This is a genomic window from Acinetobacter sp. YH12064, from assembly GCF_013419735.1.
Lineage (GTDB): Bacteria > Pseudomonadota > Gammaproteobacteria > Pseudomonadales > Moraxellaceae > Acinetobacter > Acinetobacter amyesii.
Genome location: NZ_VOZP01000001.1, coordinates 40435 through 59459, shown reverse-complemented (window position 1 = coordinate 59459; position 19025 = coordinate 40435). Strand labels below are relative to the sequence as shown.

At 41.8% G+C, this 19025-nt stretch carries 16 protein-coding genes; 9 read left to right on the top strand and 7 right to left on the bottom strand.

Annotation, left to right across the window (positions count from 1 at the left end):
• Positions 1 to 9: 9 nt before the first annotated feature.
• The 3 genes from cgtA to FTU13_RS00255 all read left to right on the top strand — a co-directional run bounded on the left by cgtA (position 10) and on the right by FTU13_RS00255 (position 3007).
• The gene (cgtA, locus tag FTU13_RS00265) at positions 10 to 1224 is read left to right on the top strand and encodes an Obg family GTPase CgtA (RefSeq protein ID WP_078190204.1); all 1215 of its coding nucleotides are present in this window, start codon (positions 10 to 12) and stop codon (positions 1222 to 1224) included.
• A 40-nt stretch (positions 1225 to 1264) separates the two neighbouring features.
• Positions 1265 to 2398: a glutamate 5-kinase gene (gene proB / locus FTU13_RS00260; RefSeq protein ID WP_180133180.1), complete on the top strand. Its 1134-nt coding sequence runs from the start codon at positions 1265 to 1267 to the stop codon at positions 2396 to 2398.
• Between the two features lie 90 nt (positions 2399 to 2488).
• Positions 2489 to 3007 (top strand): GNAT family N-acetyltransferase, encoded by a 519-nt coding sequence (locus tag FTU13_RS00255; protein WP_180127247.1) that lies wholly within the window; start codon positions 2489 to 2491, stop codon positions 3005 to 3007.
• A 57-nt stretch (positions 3008 to 3064) separates the two neighbouring features.
• Here the strand turns inward: FTU13_RS00255 and arsH are convergent, their stop codons facing one another.
• The 6 genes from arsH to FTU13_RS00225 all read right to left on the bottom strand — a co-directional run bounded on the left by arsH (position 3065) and on the right by FTU13_RS00225 (position 8808).
• Positions 3065 to 3769: an arsenical resistance protein ArsH gene (arsH, locus tag FTU13_RS00250; RefSeq protein ID WP_078191860.1), complete on the bottom strand. Its 705-nt coding sequence runs from the start codon at positions 3767 to 3769 to the stop codon at positions 3065 to 3067.
• Between the two features lies 1 nt (position 3770).
• Positions 3771 to 4811 (bottom strand): ACR3 family arsenite efflux transporter, encoded by a 1041-nt coding sequence (gene arsB / locus FTU13_RS00245; RefSeq protein ID WP_180127245.1) that lies wholly within the window; start codon positions 4809 to 4811, stop codon positions 3771 to 3773.
• Positions 4811 to 5284, bottom strand: a complete 474-nt coding sequence (locus tag FTU13_RS00240) for an arsenate reductase ArsC (RefSeq protein ID WP_180127243.1) — start codon at positions 5282 to 5284, stop codon at positions 4811 to 4813. Before FTU13_RS00240 ends, arsB begins: the two co-directional genes overlap by 1 nt.
• Positions 5281 to 5610, bottom strand: coding sequence for a metalloregulator ArsR/SmtB family transcription factor (locus tag FTU13_RS00235; RefSeq protein WP_180127240.1), 330 nt, complete (start codon positions 5608 to 5610; stop codon positions 5281 to 5283). The genes FTU13_RS00240 and FTU13_RS00235 overlap by 4 nt, the downstream gene beginning before the upstream one ends.
• A gap of 113 nt (positions 5611 to 5723) precedes the next feature.
• Positions 5724 to 7919 (bottom strand): TonB-dependent siderophore receptor, encoded by a 2196-nt coding sequence (locus FTU13_RS00230; protein ID WP_180127238.1) that lies wholly within the window; start codon positions 7917 to 7919, stop codon positions 5724 to 5726.
• A 187-nt stretch (positions 7920 to 8106) separates the two neighbouring features.
• The gene (locus FTU13_RS00225; protein ID WP_180127235.1) at positions 8107 to 8808 is read right to left on the bottom strand and encodes an SIMPL domain-containing protein; all 702 of its coding nucleotides are present in this window, start codon (positions 8806 to 8808) and stop codon (positions 8107 to 8109) included.
• A gap of 484 nt (positions 8809 to 9292) precedes the next feature.
• Between FTU13_RS00225 and FTU13_RS00220 the strand changes: the two genes are divergently transcribed.
• Both FTU13_RS00220 and FTU13_RS00215 read left to right on the top strand, forming a co-directional pair.
• Positions 9293 to 10666 (top strand): diaminobutyrate--2-oxoglutarate transaminase, encoded by a 1374-nt coding sequence (locus tag FTU13_RS00220; RefSeq protein ID WP_180127233.1) that lies wholly within the window; start codon positions 9293 to 9295, stop codon positions 10664 to 10666.
• Positions 10667 to 10669: 3 nt separating this feature from the next.
• Entirely contained in the window at positions 10670 to 12202 is a 1533-nt protein-coding gene (locus FTU13_RS00215; RefSeq protein ID WP_180127231.1) for an aspartate aminotransferase family protein, read from the top strand.
• Positions 12203 to 12561: 359 nt separating this feature from the next.
• On the opposite strand, the gene FTU13_RS00210 is transcribed toward FTU13_RS00215, so the two are convergent.
• Positions 12562 to 13614 carry a Rieske 2Fe-2S domain-containing protein gene (locus FTU13_RS00210; RefSeq protein ID WP_180127229.1) on the bottom strand — a complete coding sequence of 351 codons (1053 nt, stop codon included), beginning with the start codon at positions 13612 to 13614 and terminating at the stop codon, positions 12562 to 12564.
• Between the two features lie 411 nt (positions 13615 to 14025).
• Here FTU13_RS00210 and FTU13_RS00205 point away from each other — a divergent pair, with 411 nt between their 5' ends.
• The 4 genes from FTU13_RS00205 to pstB all read left to right on the top strand — a co-directional run bounded on the left by FTU13_RS00205 (position 14026) and on the right by pstB (position 18858).
• Positions 14026 to 15054 carry a substrate-binding domain-containing protein gene (locus FTU13_RS00205; RefSeq protein WP_180127227.1) on the top strand — a complete coding sequence of 343 codons (1029 nt, stop codon included), beginning with the start codon at positions 14026 to 14028 and terminating at the stop codon, positions 15052 to 15054.
• 99 nt (positions 15055 to 15153) lie between these two features.
• Positions 15154 to 16533 (top strand): phosphate ABC transporter permease subunit PstC, encoded by a 1380-nt coding sequence (pstC, locus tag FTU13_RS00200; protein ID WP_180127225.1) that lies wholly within the window; start codon positions 15154 to 15156, stop codon positions 16531 to 16533.
• Positions 16530 to 17921, top strand: a complete 1392-nt coding sequence (gene pstA / locus FTU13_RS00195; protein ID WP_078191850.1) for a phosphate ABC transporter permease PstA — start codon at positions 16530 to 16532, stop codon at positions 17919 to 17921. The genes pstC and pstA overlap by 4 nt, the downstream gene beginning before the upstream one ends.
• A 13-nt stretch (positions 17922 to 17934) precedes the next feature.
• Positions 17935 to 18858, top strand: a complete 924-nt coding sequence (gene pstB, locus FTU13_RS00190) for a phosphate ABC transporter ATP-binding protein PstB (protein ID WP_218950056.1) — start codon at positions 17935 to 17937, stop codon at positions 18856 to 18858.
• The last annotated feature ends 167 nt before the right edge of the window (positions 18859 to 19025 follow it).

Here is a 19025-nt window from a genome sequence, read left to right as displayed (position 1 = left end):
TTGGCAAACATGCGCTTTGTTGATGAAGCAGTCATTACCGTAGAGGCTGGCGACGGTGGCAATGGCGTAGCCAGTTTTCGCCGTGAAAAATTCGTACCATTTGGTGGTCCAGATGGTGGTGATGGTGGTCGTGGCGGTAACGTATACGTTCAAGCCGACAACGACACAAGTACCCTAGTAGATTATCGTTATACACGTAAATTCCGTGCAGAACGTGCTAAAAATGGTCGTGGAGCGAACTGCTCAGGCCGTGGCGGTGAAGATACCGTATTGCTCGTTCCAGTGGGCACAACAATTGTAGATACAGAATCTGGCGATATCATCGGCGACTTAGTGGCTGACGGTCAGCGTGTGTTAGTGGCAGCAGGTGGTGAAGGTGGTTTGGGTAATACTCACTTCAAATCTTCAACCAACCGTTCTCCACGTAAATGTACACACGGCTCAAAAGGCGAATATCGTGAAATTCGTCTTGAATTAAAAGTACTCGCAGACGTTGGTTTGTTGGGTATGCCAAATGCGGGTAAATCAACCTTTATCCGTGCAGTTTCAGCAGCAAAACCAAAAGTTGCAGATTATCCATTTACCACTATGGTGCCAAACCTAGGTGTGGTTGATGCCGATAGTCACCGTTCATTTGTAATGGCGGATATTCCGGGTCTAATCGAAGGGGCTGCAGAAGGTGCAGGTCTAGGTATTCGATTCCTGAAACACTTGGCGCGTACACGTATTTTATTGCACATCGTAGATGTTCAACCGATTGATGGTTCTGACCCTGCGTACAATGCAAAAGCAATTTTGGAAGAGTTGAAAAAATTCTCCCCAACACTTTCAAAATTACCTGTTGTATTGGTACTCAATAAAGTAGACCAATTGGCGGCTGAAACGCGTGATGAATGGTGTGATCACATTCTCGAAGAGTTGCAGTGGAAAGGCCCTGTATTCAAAACTTCAGGTTTAACGTTTGAAGGTACTAAAGACGTTGTGTACTACCTGATGGATCAAATTGAAGAACAACGCGAACGCGAAACTGAAGATCCTGAATATGCAGCAGAAGTTAAAGCGTTCCGTGATCAGCTTGAAGCTGAAACACGTGAGCAAACGCTTGCTGCGAAAGAAGCATATCGTGAAATGCGTCGTCAACAACGTCTGGCAGGTCAAGGTGAAGACTTTGATGATGAATTTGAAGACGGTGATGATGAGGCAGAATCGTACTACGTACGTTAATTGCTGAATAAGTGTCAAAGCAAACAAGTCTGAGGACAAGATGATAGAAGTGGTAGATGGGCAACGTCAGCTCAAGGGTTGTAAACGTATCGTTGTTAAAATCGGATCATCACTACTCACAGCAAACGGAAAAGGGTTAGATCTGGATGCAATCTCGCATTGGGCGGGACAAATTGCAGAACTACACAATGCAGGACACGAGATCATTCTTGTGTCTTCCGGTGCTGTGGCTGAAGGGATGGTTCGTATGAATTTGGACAACCGACCCACAGATCTACCCAGTCTACAGGCTTGTGCTGCCATTGGTCAGATGGGCTTAATTCATACTTGGTCTAGCGTATTAGAACAACGTTCGATACGCACAGCGCAAGTATTGTTAACGCATGATGACTTGGCAGACCGTCGTCGCTATTTAAACTCATGTGATGCGTTGCAACACTTGATCGACTGGCGTGTCATTCCAGTCATCAATGAGAATGACACTGTTTCGACAGATGAAATTCGTTTTGGTGATAACGATACTTTGGCAGCTATGGTGGCGGGTCAGGTACATGCAGACTTATTGGTGATTTTAACTGACCAAGAAGGTATGTTCGACTCTGACCCTCGTTCCAATCCAAACGCAAAACTGTTCCATACAGTACGTGCAATGGATGAATCATTATTCGATATGGCTGGCGGCGGCGGTAAATTCGGTCGTGGCGGTATGTTGACCAAAGTTCGTGCGGCACGTTTAGCAGCCAAGTCTGGTTGTCCAACAGTCATTGCGAGCGGTGATAGCGACAATGTGCTGTCACGTGTAATGGCAGGTGAATTACTCGGTACCTTATTCATTACGGACAATGATCGTGTGACGGCCCATCAACAATGGTTAGCTGCACATTTACAAACAGCTGGACGTTTGGTGATTGATGATGGTGCTGTAAAGGCAATACGTGATAATCACCGTAGTTTATTACCTGTAGGCGTGAAAGCAGTTGAAGGGCATTTTGAACGTGGTGATGTGGTGGAATGTGTCGATACACAAGGTCATCGTGTTGCCGTAGGTCGTGTAAACTTCAGTTCACGCTCGGCAGAAATAGTTAAAGGTTTGGCCTCAGATAAAGTTCATCAAGTTTTAGGGGAAGCCCGATCACTTGAAATGATCCATCGCAATCATATGTCGATTTACTAAATTGAAAATCAAAATCCTGCTTCCGAGCGGGATTTTTTATGGCATGCCATTTGAATATAACGATAAAAATAGAAATAAGAGGAAAAGAAGATGAGCGAAATTCAATATTTAAACATTCAAGATCTAAAAGATGAGCAGGCTCAACTGTGTGAATTATTGGCACAATGTGTGCAAGATAAAGCATCACTGAGTTTTTTTGCTGAAAAATCTAAGTTGCCCTATGATGAATATTGGTCTGCTGTGGCAAAGGATATTCAAAAGCATAAAACCTTTTTGTGGGTGGCGCTACAAAGCGGTGAAGTTGTGGGCACAGTACAATTGGTTCGTGCCACCAAAGCCAATGCGCTGCGTCGTACTGAGATTGAAAAACTTATGGTGCATCCAAAGGCACGTCAGCAAGGCATTGCTCATCAACTATTCACACTTGCAGAAGATCAAGCAAAACACTTGAACTTGAAATTACTTGTACTTGATACGCGTACAGGCGCTGTCTCTGAAAAGCTATATGAAAAATTTAACTTTATAAAAGCTGGGATCATCCCGCAATTTGCATTGAGCCATACAGGTACAATAGATTCAACGACATTATTTTATAAATTATTAGTTTAAGTGGAAACGGATGGATATTTTAGACCAAAACTCCTGCACAGATGCAGGAGTTTTTCATTAAAGGTTCTTTTGATTAACTCGTTTAGAGAGTTCTTCCGCACTTTCAACTCGTTCAGAATAGCGATCTGTGAGGTAGGCAGATTGACCACGTGTGAGTAGGGTAAATTTATATAATTCCTCCATCACATCGACAATGCGAGTGTAATAGGAGGAAGGTTTCATGCGATCATTTTCATCAAACTCTAAAAATGCTTTTGCAACGGAAGATTGATTTGGAATCGTGATCATCCGCATCCAACGCCCAAGGATGCGCATTTGGTTAACAGCATTAAAAGATTGCGAACCACCACTGACTTGCATTAACGCCAGCGTTTTACCTTGAGTAGCACGAATGGCACCTGCAGCTAAAGGAATCCAATCAATTTGTGCTTTCAATATAGAGCTCATCGCACCATGTCGTTCTGGCGAACACCAAACCATGCCTTCAGACCATGCAAGTAATTCATGTAATTCCTGAACTTTAGGATGGGATGTTTCAGCATCTTCAGGCAGAGGAAGACCTTTAGGATGAAAGATTTTGACTTCTGCACCAAAATGTTCAAGGATTCGACCCGCCTCCAATACCGTTAAACGGCTAAATGAGCGTTCACGGTTAGAGCCATATAGCAGCAGAATGCGTGGCGGATGTTCAAGTGCTTTAGCTTGAACTTGTTCAAAACGCGGTGTTTCAAGTAGATCTAGTTGAATATTGGGGAGCTTCATTTTAGTTCTCTTTATACCATTTGCGTTTTAACCATAGCGATACACTCACTAATGCAATAAGCACAGGCACTTCAACCAATGGGCCAATAATCGTGGTAAATGCAATCGGAGATGCAATGCCAAAGGTCGCGATGGCAACAGCGAGGGCAAGTTCAAAATTATTACCTGCTGCTGTAAAGGATATCGCAGTGGTTTTGGCGTAGTTATTGCCCATCCATTTGCTCATCAAAAAGCTAATGAAAAACATCACCACAAAGTAGATTGTGAGGGGAATGGCAATACGCAGTACATCCATCGGAAGGCTCACGACATCTGCACCTTTGAGGCTAAACATCACCACAATGGTAAAGAGTAATGCCATTAAACTGATGGGGCTGATTTTGGGTATAAATTGATTTTTATACCAAGCCAGACCTTTTTGTTTTACCAATATGGCACGCGTCAGGAAACCGAGCAGGAAGGGAATGCCTAGATACACCAATACTGCATGTGTGATGGTCCAAAAGCTGACTTGGATCACTTGTGCTTCGATACCAAAATATGGCGGTAAAAAACTCAAAAAGAACCATGCGTAGGTACTAAAAAATGCAATTTGGAAAATACTGTTAAATGCCACTAAAGCCGCAACGTATTGGTTATCCCCACAAGCGAGATCATTCCAAACCAGAACCATTGCAATACAACGTGCTAAACCAATCAGAATCAAACCGGTCATGTATTCAGGGTAGTGTTGTAAAAACACGATAGCCAAAATAAACATCAGGCAAGGTGCGATTAACCAGTTTTGAAGTAGTGAAAGGTATAAGGTACGTTTATCTTTAAACACTTCAGGCAGGGCTTTGTAATCCACTTTAGCCAAAGGCGGATACATCATCAGGATTAAACCAATGGCAATCGCAATATTGACATCACCGATATTGAGTTGATTTAAAGCCCTTGAAGCACTTGGAATATACACGCCAATCGCAATGCCTAGCCCCATTGCGATAAAAATCCATAGCGTTAGATTGCGGTCTAGAAATGACAGTTTTGCAGCAGCCATTATTGAATCTCTGAAATTTTTTGGATTTCTTTGTTAAGCTCTTCACGACTTAATTGCTTGAAATCGAGTGCAAATAAAGCATCTAAACGGCGGTTAATATGCGCCACGGTATCAAGAAAAGCTGCAAGTTTGATGTCATCTGCAAGCTCTAAATGGGAAGGGTCTTCTAAACCCCAGTGTGCTTTGATGGCAGAGCCTAAGTAAATTGGGCAAGCTTCTTGAGCTGCAGAACCACAGACAGTAATTACCACATCGGGTTGGTATTGTTCACATGCTGTGATGGTTTTACTCGACAAGCCCTCAGTCGGTAGATTGAGGTTATGTAGGGTTTTTAAGGTAAATGGGTGGACTTGTCCTGAAGGTTTACTGCCTGCGCTATAAGCACGGAAACCTTCAGGGGCACGCTGGTTAAAAAGTACTTCGGATAAAATGCTGCGGCAGCTATTGCCAGTACATAGAAATAAAAAATTCATAGCGTTTCACACAATGTGGTAGTGCCTTTCGGAGAGTTTAAATCGAGATCTTTAAATCGTTCTTGGTGACGCATGACATCAAGTATTTGTGTACACCAAGTAGGCAGTACAGGGTGAATGGAGTAATAAACCCATTGACCTTTACGCTGATCACTGAGCACACCTGATGAACGCAGTAAAGCCAAATGACGTGAAATTTTGGGTTGGCTTAATTCAAGGTACTCAGTGAGTTCGCAGACGCAGAGTTCACCTTTACATGCCAACAGCATGATGATGTTCAGACGAGTCTCATCTGCAAGTAATTTGAAAAATTCAGTCTGTTCCATGCTTATCTATATATATGGATTTACATATATTCTTACATATGAATATATGGATGTCCATATGTATTGTTCAATAAAAATCCCACACGCGGTGGGATTTTGATATTTAGACCAGCTTAAAAGTCGAATGAAGTTTGTAAGAAGAAGGTACGTGGCTGACCAATATATTTACCACCGGTTGCATCTGATGAACGGGTGAAATACTGTTTATCAAATACATTCTTGATGCCAGCGGCAACTTTAACTCCTTGTAACGAACCGCCAAAGTCATAGCCTGTACGTACAGCGAAAGTTGAATAGCCTGGAATATCGCCCAGTTTACCATTTGCCGTTTCTTCAGTTTGGTAGATGCCTGAATCTTGGTTACCTGGGGCACGTTGTTTAGATTGAGCATACATGTCGGCATTGATTGACCAAGCATCGTATTTATAGCCTAAGCCAAAGTTTGCGACATTTTGTGAATAGAATGGCAAGTCCTTACCTTTGAAATTACCTGCTTCAGCAACCGCCTTGGTATAGGTGTAATTACCATAGGCTTTCAAGCCTTCGAGGGTGTCAGCTAAATGTCCAAAGTCATAACTGAAACCGGTTTCAATCCCTTTATGACTTGTAGCACCGAGGTCAGTCCAAATGCCATTGTTTGCAGCATCACGTTCTAAAATCAGTTCTTTGTCAAAATCAAGATAAAACGCAGTCAATTCAGCACTCAAACCATTGCCTAAATATTTGGTACCAATTTCATAGTTATTAGACTTTTCAGGATGTAAGCCATCTAGGGTTGTGACTGCTGTAGTACCTTGCGTTGTTGCTAATTGGTTATATTGCTGTGGACCAAAAGATACACCGGCATTAGCAAAGAAATTCCAATGGTCTGTTGCTTTATATAGGACAGCTAAACTTGGTAAAAATTCGTCTGATTGGATCGAAGGATGAACAGTATTTTGTAATACGCCATTTTTATAGGCACTAAAACTGTTTTGCGTATCAATTGATTCAAAACGAACGCCGGGTGTAATATTCCATTTACCCAATTCTATACGGTTATCGATATAAGCTGCGTGTGCTTTGGTGCCACCCGCACTGCGGGTACGTGCTATAAACTGACCGGGTTCAGCATCTGCAGCGTATTCAGTACGGCCTGCGAACTCGGTGCTTTCTTCATCCATATAACGGTAGCCTACAGTCACTTCATTCAGCGTGCTACCTAAGCTATAGCTACGAGAATAACGTGGCTCAATGGCAAAGACTTTATAATCACGTGGTGAAGTATCTAAGCGATGATTGCCATTGGTTAAGGTGGATTCAAGGTTGCTGGTACGGAATGAATCGATGTAATAACTTAAAAGTTCAAAGTTGTTCGTGTCATCTTTATGTGTATAACGTAAAGATACATCTGAACGACGGCCAGTGAAAAAGTCACGATAATGCGACGTTTGATACGGATTTGCTTCGAATTCAGCAGCACTTAAACCTTCAGGCATTTCACCTGTACCATCGTAGTGATGGAAATTTAATGCGATTTTATCCTGATCAGTGATGTCATAAGCGGTTTTTAACATGACATCATCAATGTCATTTTTATTGTTCGCTTCACGATAACCGTTGCCTTTAGTGCCTGAATAAAGCAAGGCAAGACCTAAACCATTATCTAATGTTCCACCAACAAACAGACTAGGACTTAATTTTACCTGATCTGTACCTGTTGCATATTCAGAGTTTAATGCCACGGTACCTTTAAAGTCTTTAGGAATGCTACGTGTGGCAAAGTTGATAATACCGCCGACATTTTGTGGTCCAAAACGGACAGAACCTGCACCACGGACTACATCAACAGATTCTATATTTCCTAAAGAGACAGGCGCCATCGAAAGCTGTGGTTGGCCATACGGTGCAAATGACATTGGGATGCCATCGATCAACACGGTTGAACGTGGAGAGAGGCGAGAGGTTAATCCTCGAACGCCAATATTTAATGAAACATCGCTACCGCCAGTACCATTATTTTCTTGAACCTGAACGCCGGGAACTTGGCGTAACGCATCTTTAAGAGATGTTGCTGCGCTTTCGTTTAAGCGTTTACGGTCAATGATGGTCCGCGCACCGGCATGCTTTTGCACCTTTTTTTCATTGGCGTTTTCCAGCCAGTTCCCTTGAGTTTCAATGGTGATGGTTGGCAAAACATCTGCTTGCGCTATCTCTGTATTTTCAGCAGCTGAAGCCAAAGTGGCAACCATGCTTATACCTACGGCAATACTCAGCGGTAATAAAGGGAAGCTTTGAAGCTTTGAAGATTTTTTGCTTGAACTATACATAAAAGTGTGAGCAATGGAGAGAGTGCGCGTATCATAATCTTGAGTGTGATAAATTTAAATAAGGATGATTATCATTTAAAGCTATGAATTTGACTAAGCTAATAGACTTTTTAATTTAAATAAAGAATAGGTGGATTTTATAATTAAAAAAACCGCGCTAAAGCACGGTTTCTTAAAATGAATTTAATTATTTGAACTGGATAGAGCCATTTGCACTGACCGTGATTTTAGATTCACCACCTGCCATTTCTTGTTCAGGAATAGCATCAGCACTTGCAGCTTTCATCATCGCCATACGCGGAACTGGCTGACCACCATAATTGCTGGTATTTAAATTGATATTCACCAAGTTATAGCCTGACTTATTCCACGCTTGTGACAATGTTTGCGCGCGTTGTTGGAAGTTTTTAGAGGCTTCAACCATGAGTTCATTTTCTACTTTTTTTCGCTGTGCATCTGACACGCTAAAGCTGATGGATTGAGTTTGGAAATTTTGTTGTAACTCGCTCACCAATTGGCTAGCTGCTTTAAAGTCTGTACTTTCTAAACGCACTTCGGCACGACCACGCCATTCTTTCAATTTACGACTGTCATTGTCATAAATCGGGTAGGTGCTTTGAGACCCCGTTTCGATTTTTACCGCAGGGTATTTACGGGCTGTGTTCACCGCTTGGGTCATCAATTGGTTGATTTGGGTAGCAAGTTCAGCCGGTTGTTTATTTGATTTTTCAATATATAAAACGGCATGCATTTGGTCATTCGACACTTGGCGAGTGGCATCCGCCTGAATGTTCACGATGTTATAATTGAGTGGGTCAGCTGCTTGAGTTGCTGTTGCCAAACCTAGACCGGATGCTAATAAAACAGTGGATAAGATAATTTTACGCATTGTTATGACCTATTCTTCTTTCAGAATGACTAATTTAGCTTATGCTGTTATCTTAAAAGGGGATTATGATGGATTAAAGGAAAATCTGTGGTGGGATTGTAAATCTTTCAAGAAAAATAAATGCAGTGCTTGATGAATATTTATTTAAATAATCAGTGCTTAGTTGTTTAAATAATTGATGATTACAATAATCATTCATAAGTTGTAAAAAAGCATAAAATAAAAAGGTTTTCTTTGTTTTGTCACACTGTAAGATGATAATTCAAGATATCCATGGAATAGATCTGTTTTTTCTCTAAATTATCTTTTTATTTGATCATAAAAGTGATTTATTTTCTTGAAAAAGTCTGTATCATCCGCCTCCTAGTTAGCCCATACTCAAAGAGCTTTTAAAGCTAACTAGAAACTCATAAAGCACCGAGTCAAAGGACCGCAAGTCACCCGACTTATTTCTTTCAACCCATATCAGAGATGGTAATTCGATATGAGCGTTTCTTCTGTAAACCCTGCCACTAATTCTACTAACGAATACTATTTGACTCGCCAAAGCCAGATGGAATCCAATGTTCGTAGCTATCCGCGTAAACTTCCACTTGCGATAGCAAAAGCTTTAGGTTGTTGGGTTACTGATGTTGAAGGTACAGAGTACCTCGATTGTTTAGCTGGGGCAGGAACATTGGCATTAGGCCATAATCATCCTGCGGTAATTCAAAGTATCCAAGACACACTTGCAAGTGGCCTCCCATTGCATACTTTGGATTTAACAACGCCTTTAAAAGATGCTTTTACTGAAGCACTACTTGAGCAATTACCTGGTGGTAAAGAAGAGTATTGTCTACAGTTCTGTGGCCCGTCTGGTGCAGATGGTACAGAAGCAGCAATTAAATTAGCAAAAACTTACACTGGTCGTAGTTCAGTAATCAGCTTCTCAGGTGGCTACCATGGTATGACTCACGGTTCTTTAGCAATGACAGGTAACTTGTCTGCTAAAAATGCTGTGAACGGCTTAATGCCGGGTGTTCAATTTATGCCGTATCCGCATGAATACCGTTGCCCATTAGGCATAGGTGGTGAAGCGGGTGTAGACGCATTAACGTATTATTTCGAAAACTTCATTGAAGACGTAGAAAGCGGTGTAACGAAACCTGCAGCTGTAATCTTGGAAGCAATCCAAGGCGAAGGCGGTGTAGTGACTGCACCTGTAAAATGGTTAAAGAAAATCCGCGAAGTGACTGAAAAGCACAACATCGTGTTGATTCTTGATGAAGTACAAGCGGGCTTTGCACGTTCAGGTAAAATGTTTGCCTTTGAACATGCAGGTATTGAGCCAGACGTCATTGTAATGTCTAAAGCGGTAGGTGGTAGCTTACCACTTGCAGTATTGGGCATTAAACGTAAGTTTGACGCATGGCAACCAGCGGGTCACACGGGTACATTCCGTGGTAACCAATTGGCGATGGGTACGGGTCTTGCAACAATCAAAACCATTAAAGAGCAAAATCTTGCGCAAAATGCGCAAGAACGTGGTGATTTCTTACAAGCTGAATTGAAAAAATTAGCGGTTGAATTCCCATGTATCGGTAATGTGCGCGGTCGTGGCCTCATGATCGGTATTGAAATTGTTGATGAACGTCAAAAAGCAGATCACATGGGTTCTTTACCAGGTGATTCTCAATTGGCAGCAGCAATTCAAGCAGCATGTTTCAACAACAAATTGTTGTTAGAAAAAGGTGGTCGTAACGGTACAGTCATTCGTTTACTTTGCCCATTGATCATCAACCAAGCTGAATGTGAAGAAGTGATTGTTCGCTTCAAGAAAGCTCTTGCTGAAGCACTAGTTGCAACTCGAGGCGCGTAAGACATGGTAGATTTTGCAGAACATCGTAAAGCGTTATTCTGCAATGATGCACAATCTATTGCTGACTATCAGTCGGCAATGGATTCAGCTGTAAAAGCTGTATCTGCATGGTTGCAAAATGACAAAATGTACACAGGCGGTAGCATTAAAGAGCTTCGTAGTACAATTGCATTCAATCCTTCTAAAGAAGGTATGGGTGTACAAAAATCACTAGACCGTATGGTTAAGCTTTTCTTAAATAAAAGCTTAAAGGTGCATCATCCGCATTCACTCGCGCATTTACACTGTCCAACAATGGTCACTAGCCAAATTGCGGAAGTGTTAATTAACGCAACAAACCAATCAATGGACTCATGGGATCAAAGCCCTGCAGGTTCATTGATGGAAGTTCAATTGATTGATTGGCTTCGCCAAAAAGTGGGCTACGGTGCAGGTCAAGCAGGTGTATTCACCTCTGGCGGTACGCAGTCTAACTTAATGGGCGTTTTACTTGCACGTGATGCGTGCATCGCGAAAAACTGGAAAGACGAAAACGGCAATCCGTGGTCTGTTCAGCGTGATGGCGTACCATCTGATGCTATGCGTAACGTCAAAGTGATCTGTTCTGAAAATGCGCACTTCTCTGTGCAAAAGAACATGGCGATGATGGGCATGGGCTTCCAATCTGTCGTGACTGTTCCTGTAGATGCTAACGCACGCATGGATATGGACGCGCTTGAGAAAACCATGGCTCACCTTCGCGCGACGGGCAAAATTGTAGCATGTGTAGTTGCAACTGCGGGTACAACCGATGCAGGCGCAATTGACCCATTGAAAGAAATTCGTGAAATCACCAACAAATATGACGCGTGGATGCATATCGACGCAGCATGGGGCGGTGCACTGATTCTTTCAAATGACTATCGTTCAATGTTAGATGGTATTGAACTGTCTGACTCGGTAACGCTTGATTTCCATAAGCATTACTTCCAAACGATTTCATGTGGCGCATTTTTGCTTAAAGATGAATCGAACTATCGTTTCATGCATTATGAAGCTGAGTATTTAAACTCTGCTTATGATGAAGAGCATGGCGTTCCTAACTTAGTATCTAAGTCACTACAAACAACTCGTCGTTTCGATGCGTTGAAATTGTGGATGACAGTTGAGGCATTGGGTGAAGAGCTTTACGGTTCGATGATCGATCACGGTGTGGGGTTAACACGTGATGTTGCAGCATATATTACTGCGACTGATGGTCTAGAAATGTTAGTTGATCCTCAATTTGCATCGGTATTGTTCCGTGTAGTACCAGCAGGTTACCCAGCTGAATTGTTAGATACATTGAACCAAAACGTTGCAGACGAATTGTTTGCTCGTGGTGAAGCGAATATTGGTGTAACTAAAGTAGGTCAAGTTCAATCATTGAAAATGACGACTTTAAGCCCAGTAGCGACTTTAGACAACGTGAAGAATTTGCTTGCTCTTGTGCTAGCAGAAGCGGATCGTATCAAAGGCCCAATCGCTGACGGTACATATACACCTGCAATTGACTAATTGTCATTTTGTAGCTGTAGGTGAAGGGGCTCGTAAGAGCTCCTTTTTTTTGTTTTAAATGAAAAGGCGCTTAATTTTTACATGGCCGCAATTTTTCATTGGGAGATGATAGTTTACTGCGTAGGCAGATTGTTACTTTGAGGGATCAAAGTAACTAAAATCCTTCTCAGGCAAAAGGTACATCCATGTGACCTTTACCTTACAGCGACATCCCTGTCGCCAGTCGCGATAGTCATTGATGTTTATCATTTGATGAATGAGATACCACAATATTTATAACCAATGTAAGGCTTGTAAAGGAGTTTCCCTCTCCTTGTAGGAGAGGGTTAGGGTGAGGTGAATGCAATACGATATTGATGTTATGCTGCAAACAATGGACTAAAACCTTTCTTACGCAGCAGTTTGCGGTACATACTCGAACTACGGTCAGCTGGGAAATGTGCTTCAATGCTTAAATCTAAAGGCAAATATTCAGGCTTTTGCGATTCCGACACGAGACGGTCTTCCTCAAATATTTTCAGGTTAAAGTCGTAAGCATCTTCTACAGGCAGGTCTTTGTCATAATTACGGCAGATAGGCGCAAATAGTCGGGTAGAACGAGCAGTCATGGGGGATGCCGCATTCATAATCACTTGCTTGCTGGCGTTTGGAAAATGAATCGTTAAGGTTGCAGTAAAAGGCAGATGAATTTCAAAATGGCGAAGCCATTGAAATTCATCTTGTCCTCGTTGTTCTAATCCAATTGGGTAGCGCCCAACACTACTCCAATAGTCTGCATGGAAGCCTGTTTCTGTCTCAAATGTTTTATAGTCAGGTACTTCTATATTTTCAGGGTCGCCAAAAGTCTCTGGATGTACCCAAGCAAAATGCGCGACATCAATAAAGCCTTCAAGCTGCCGGCCTGCAAAACATTGAAAATCGACCGTTGGGCACACCAATTGCTGAAACTCGGCTTCATCCCAATATGGCATGGCAGGGATATTTGGTGCAGTACCTTTAGGCGCACTAAGTGAGCACCATATCAGTCCATAACGCACAACAGCGGCATAAGTACGCAAGTTAAAGCGAGGTGAAATTTTGTGCTCAGGATGTGCAGGGATGCGATTACAATGACCATGTTCACCAAAGCGTAAGCCATGATATCGGCAGACCACGCCTTGACCATCATTCTTGCCTAAACTGAGAGGCACGCCGCGGTGAGGGCACGCATCTTTAGCTACAATCAGTTTATCTCCCATTTTATAAATGACGAGCGGCATATCTAAAAGCATGGTGCCATAAGGCTGTTCTGTAATGTCTCGAGCGAGTGCAATCGGATACCAATATTCTGCAAGTAAGTGCCAGTCATGTTCATCAAAAGTCATATGCACAGGCAAGTCTGGATTAAATGTCGCATTGGCTTTACTGGTCATTTTAGGCTTTTTTTTTTATGTAAACTTGCATATTGAGCGGACTAAAAATGTAATGAAATTTCAATTATTGGAATATGAGGAAATAAAAAATAGAACATGCAAATGTGTATCATTCAGAAAAAGAGGAGAATTTGAAAAAAGAAAATAAGACAAAATATGACAGTGATATGAATTCTTACGAATATCAAAGTAGAAATATATAAGACCAATACTTTGATAAATTTCATTACGTATTGAAAAATAAAGAATTATATTTAAATCAATGTGCAATCATCAATTATCATAAAAGCGTCATAAAGATGTAACCTAACTGTCATACTCTAAAATCAAAATGCAGTTATCGAAAAAGTACAAGACTTTAAAAACAAAAGTGGCGTACTCCAATAAATGCATCAATTAAGAGAGATGAGAATGCGCTTAAATCATATCGCACTTGCTATGGTACTCACTACTGGGGCAACAGTCGCTACAACTGCAAATGCAGCTCGTGACACGATCCAAATTGCTGGTTCTTCAACTGTACTGCCTTATGCAAGTATTGTTGCAGAAGAGTTTGGTAATACATTCCCACAATTTAAAGCACCTGTCGTAGGTTCAGGCGGTACTTCAGGTGGTTTGAAACAATTTTGTAATGGTGTAGGCGACAACACAATTGACGTTGCAAACGCATCTCGTAAAATTAAAGATACTGAATTGGCTGCATGTAAAAAAGCAGGCGTTAACCAAATCTTAGAAATTAAAGTTGGATATGACGGTATCGTGTTTGCATCAAACGCTAAAAAAGCCGCATTCAAACTTCGCCCACAGCACGTATTTGCTGCACTTGCTGCTGAATTACCTTCAAAAGGTAAATTGGTTCCAAACCCATACACACGTTGGAATCAAATCGACCCAACTTTACCAAACGAAGCAATCACTTTAGTTATTCCTGCATCAAACCATGGTACACGTGAAGTGTTCCAAGAAAAAATGGTCGATGCTGGCTGTGAAACTTACCAAGCATTTGCGAAGCTAGATAAAGATGCTCGGAAAAAAGCATGTTCAACATTCCGTAAAGATGGTCGTGTGATTGAAATCGCAGGCGACTATACAGAGACATTGGCACGCTTAAAAACTTCACCTAACGCTGTAGGTGTATTCGGTCTAGGTTTCTATGACCAAAACCGTGACAAGTTACGTGTAGCAACAGTGAATAATGTTGCGCCGTCTGAGAAGACAATTTTAAATGGTTCATACCCAGTGTCTCGTCCATTGTTCTTCTATGTAAAGGGTGAGCACTTAAAATCAATTAAAGGCTTAAAAGAGTTCACAGAATTCTTCCTAAGTAAAAAAGTATCAGGTAAAGGTTCTAAGCTAGAAAAAGCAGGCTTAATTTCAATGTCTGATAAAGAGCGCGCTGTAGTTCTTGCAAACTTTAAAGCGGGTAAAGCAGTTAAATAATTGGATTGAAACAGCCAATGGCAGGATTGACCTGCCATTGGCTTTTTGCAAAGAAACAGTTTTTTCAAGAAGGGCTTTTGAAAAAACAGTGGAGATTACATGAATCTGCTACTTATTGGTGTGTTGCTCGCAATTATTGCAATCGCTTATCAAATTGGACTGACCAAAAGTCGCAAACTTGCAGGTAAAGGCAATAACTCAGCAATGTTGCATTCACGACCGGGCTATTATGGTGTTTTGGTCGCTTTATGGTGTGGGATTCCCGCTTTTTTAATCTTGATTGTTTGGAACTTGGTTGAACCGAGTATTTTTCAACACGTTATTTTAAATAATGTCCCTGAAAATATTCGTTTAAGTTTAGATCCTGCAAGTACGAGCGTAATGGTTGACCGCGTTCAAGCGATTGCTTCTGGTTTTGGAGTAAGTGATACGCCAGCTGCATATGAACTTGCAGCAGCAGAACAGTTAAAGAAAATTGAAAACATCGGCTCATATGCAAAATTGGCCGTTGTGATTTGTGCGGCATTGATTGGTTTAGTCATGGCTAAACGCCGCATCGCAGAAAAATATCGTGCACGTAACCAAGTCGAAAAAGTTATTAATATCGCATTGGCACTATGTTCCGGTGTGGCAATCCTAACAACAGTTGGCATTGTGATGTCGATGTTCAGTGAAGCCATGCGTTTCTTTAGTTTTGTCAGTCCACTCGATTTCTTCTTGGGCACTGAATGGAACCCAGGTTTTAGTACATCAGGGAATGCCGAAGGTAGTTATGGTTTGCTGCCACTCCTTTGGGGCACACTCATGGTTAGTGGTATTGCACTACTGGTTGCTGTTCCAGTTGGTCTGATGATTGCAATTTATTTGGCTGAATATGCAAAGCCAAGTTTCCGTGCTTGGGCAAAACCTGCCATAGAAGTTCTCGCAGGTATTCCAACCATCGTTTACGGTGTATTTGCCTTAATGATTATTGGACCCTTTGCAAAACAGCTTGGCGCATATATTGGACTCGATATTAATGCAACCAGTGCTCTAACAGCAGGCTTTGTGATGGGGATTATGATTATCCCATTCGTTTCATCATTATCTGATGACATCATTACTCAAGTTCCTCGCGCGCTTCGTGACGGTTCACTCGGTTTGGGTGCAACAAAATCAGAAACTATTCGCCAAGTAGTGATACCTGCAGCTTTGCCGGGCATTATCGGTGCATTCTTATTGGCAGCATCTCGTGCAATTGGTGAAACCATGATTGTGGTACTTGCAGCAGGGAACAGTCCTTTACTACACATTAATCCGCTCGAAGCAGTGTCTACAGTCACCATTACCATCGTAAACCAATTAACAGGTGATACAGACTTTGCGAGTCCTCAAGCATTGGTTGCTTTTGCACTCGGTTTAACACTGTTTGTGATTACCTTAGGGCTGAATATTGTTGCACTGTACATTGTGCGTAAATACCGTGAGCAATACGAATGAGTACGACGAATACATCAAACATGGATCAAAAATTTGATTCACATGCAGCCGCTGAGCTTCGTGAAAAACGTAAGAAAATCATTGAAAACTCTTTGGCGAAAAGACATCGTAAAGAAAAGACCTTCCGTGTCTTGGGCTTTAGTGCAGTAGTGACTGGTTTATTTTTCGTCGTGCTATTGTTTGGCAGTATTTTAGCCAAAGGCTTACCAGCATTTTGGCAAAGCTCAATGACGGTACCTGTATTTTTTGATCCAAACATTGTCAAAGTTGGTGCGAAACCAATTCAAAAAGAAGGTGAATCACCTGCACAGTTCCAAGAGCGTTACATTGCTTGGCAAACTGAAATGGGCATGGTGGATTGGGATGCGCTCATCGTAAATGGCATCATAGCAAAAGATCCAGCAATTGCCTCACAACGTGATGATCTCAACAGTTTATATACAAGTTCAGAAGCTTATCGCTTACGTGACATGGTAATGGCAGATCCGTCATTGATTGGTCAAAAACAAGATTTTAAAATTCTTGCAGATGCTAATGTCGATGTCTGGTTGGCTGGTAATATTGACCGCAGCTTGCCTGATGAGCAGCAACAATTGAGCCCAGAAGTACGCCAACTTGCAGATAAACTTAAAGCTGATGGTGTTATTACTAACTCATTTAATACTGAAATATTTAAGAATCCAGACTCTCGTAGCTCACCTGCAACTTCAGGTTTAGCTGGGGCGTTTATGGGGTCGTTATTTATGATGCTGATCGTGATCATTATTTCGATTCCAATTGGTGTAGCATCTGCAATTTACTTAGAAGAGTTTGCACCTAAAAACTGGATTACCGATGTTGTCGAAGTCAACATTAACAATCTAGCAGCGGTTCCTTCGATTGTCTTTGGTTTGCTTGGTGCAGCGATCTTTATTGGTTGGATGCATATGCCGCTTTCGGCTCCTGTGGTTGGTGGTTTAGTCTTAAGTTTGATGACTTTGCCAACGGTCATTATTACCACACGTGCTTCACTAAAAGCTGTTCCTCCATCGATCCGCCAAGCCGCTTTAGGTTTGGGTGCATCACGTTTACAAACTGTATTTCACCACGTCTTGCCACTGGCATTACCAGGTATCTTAACTGGTGCCATTATTGGTGTTGCGCAAGCCCTAGGAGAAACTGCTCCATTATTATTGATTGGTATGAGTGCCTTTGTAGCAAGTGTACCAGCCACTCCTTTAGATCAATCCACTGCATTACCTGTACAAATTTTCCTTTGGCAAGGTAATGAGCTACGTAACTTCTTTGAAGGACGTACCGCAGCAGCAATCATTGTACTTCTTGCTCTCATGATCGGCTTAAACAGTTTAGCCATCTGGTTACGTAAGAAATTTGAAGTACGCTGGTAATTGAGGGCATTATATGAATAGCGTCGTTACAACTGAAAAGAATTCCTTATATCAGGATAAGTCCGTGAATCCAGAACAAACACAATTTACCTCTGCTCAGGGCAGCCAAAAACAAACCAATACTGCGTTTGTGTCACAGTTCGATACGCAATCTAGCGCGAAAAAAGATGCGAAATCGAGCAATGTGAAAATCAGTACCAATGATGTGCATGTGTACTATGGCGAATCTGAAGCGATCAAAGGCATTGATCTGAACATTTATGAAAATGAAGTGATCGCCTTTATTGGACCGTCTGGTTGTGGTAAGTCAACTTTCCTGCGTACGCTCAACCGTATGAATGACACGATTGATTCTTGTCGTGTGACAGGACAAGTGCTCATGGATAATCAAGATATCTATGATCCAAATCTAGATGTAGTGTTACTGCGTGCCCAAGTGGGTATGGTTTTCCAAAAGCCGAACCCATTTCCAAAGTCAATTTTTGACAATGTCGCTTATGGTCCTAAACTGCATGGATTGGCACGTGACAAATACGATATGGAAGAAATTGTTGAAAATAGCCTACGTAAAGCAGGGCTTTGGGATGAAGTGAAAGACCGTTTGAGCCAACCGGGTACGGGGCTTTCAGGTGGTCAGCAGCAACGTCTTTGTATTGCGCGAACCATTGCAGTCAGTCCTGAAGTGATTTTGATGGATGAACCCTGTTCAGCACTGGATCCGATTGCAACTGCAAAAGTAGAAGAACTCATCACTGAACTTTCAGCGCAATATACCATTGCGATTGTGACGCACTCGATGCAACAAGCAGCACGTGTATCTGACCGTACCGCATATTTCCATTTGGGTGATTTGATTGAAGTGAATTCCACTGAAAAAGTCTTTACTCAACCGGATCATCAGTTGACTGAAGCGTATATTACCGGGCGTTTTGGTTAATCTAATCGGTTTAAAAATAGAGCCGAAAGGCTCTTTTTTTATGGACTTTATGATTAGGTAGAAAAAGCTTAGTAGAAATAAAATACTCAATTTGGCTCAATGAGAATTATTTTCAAAAAATAGATTGAATTTTTGTGATGCAGACCACATGTTATACGACATAAATA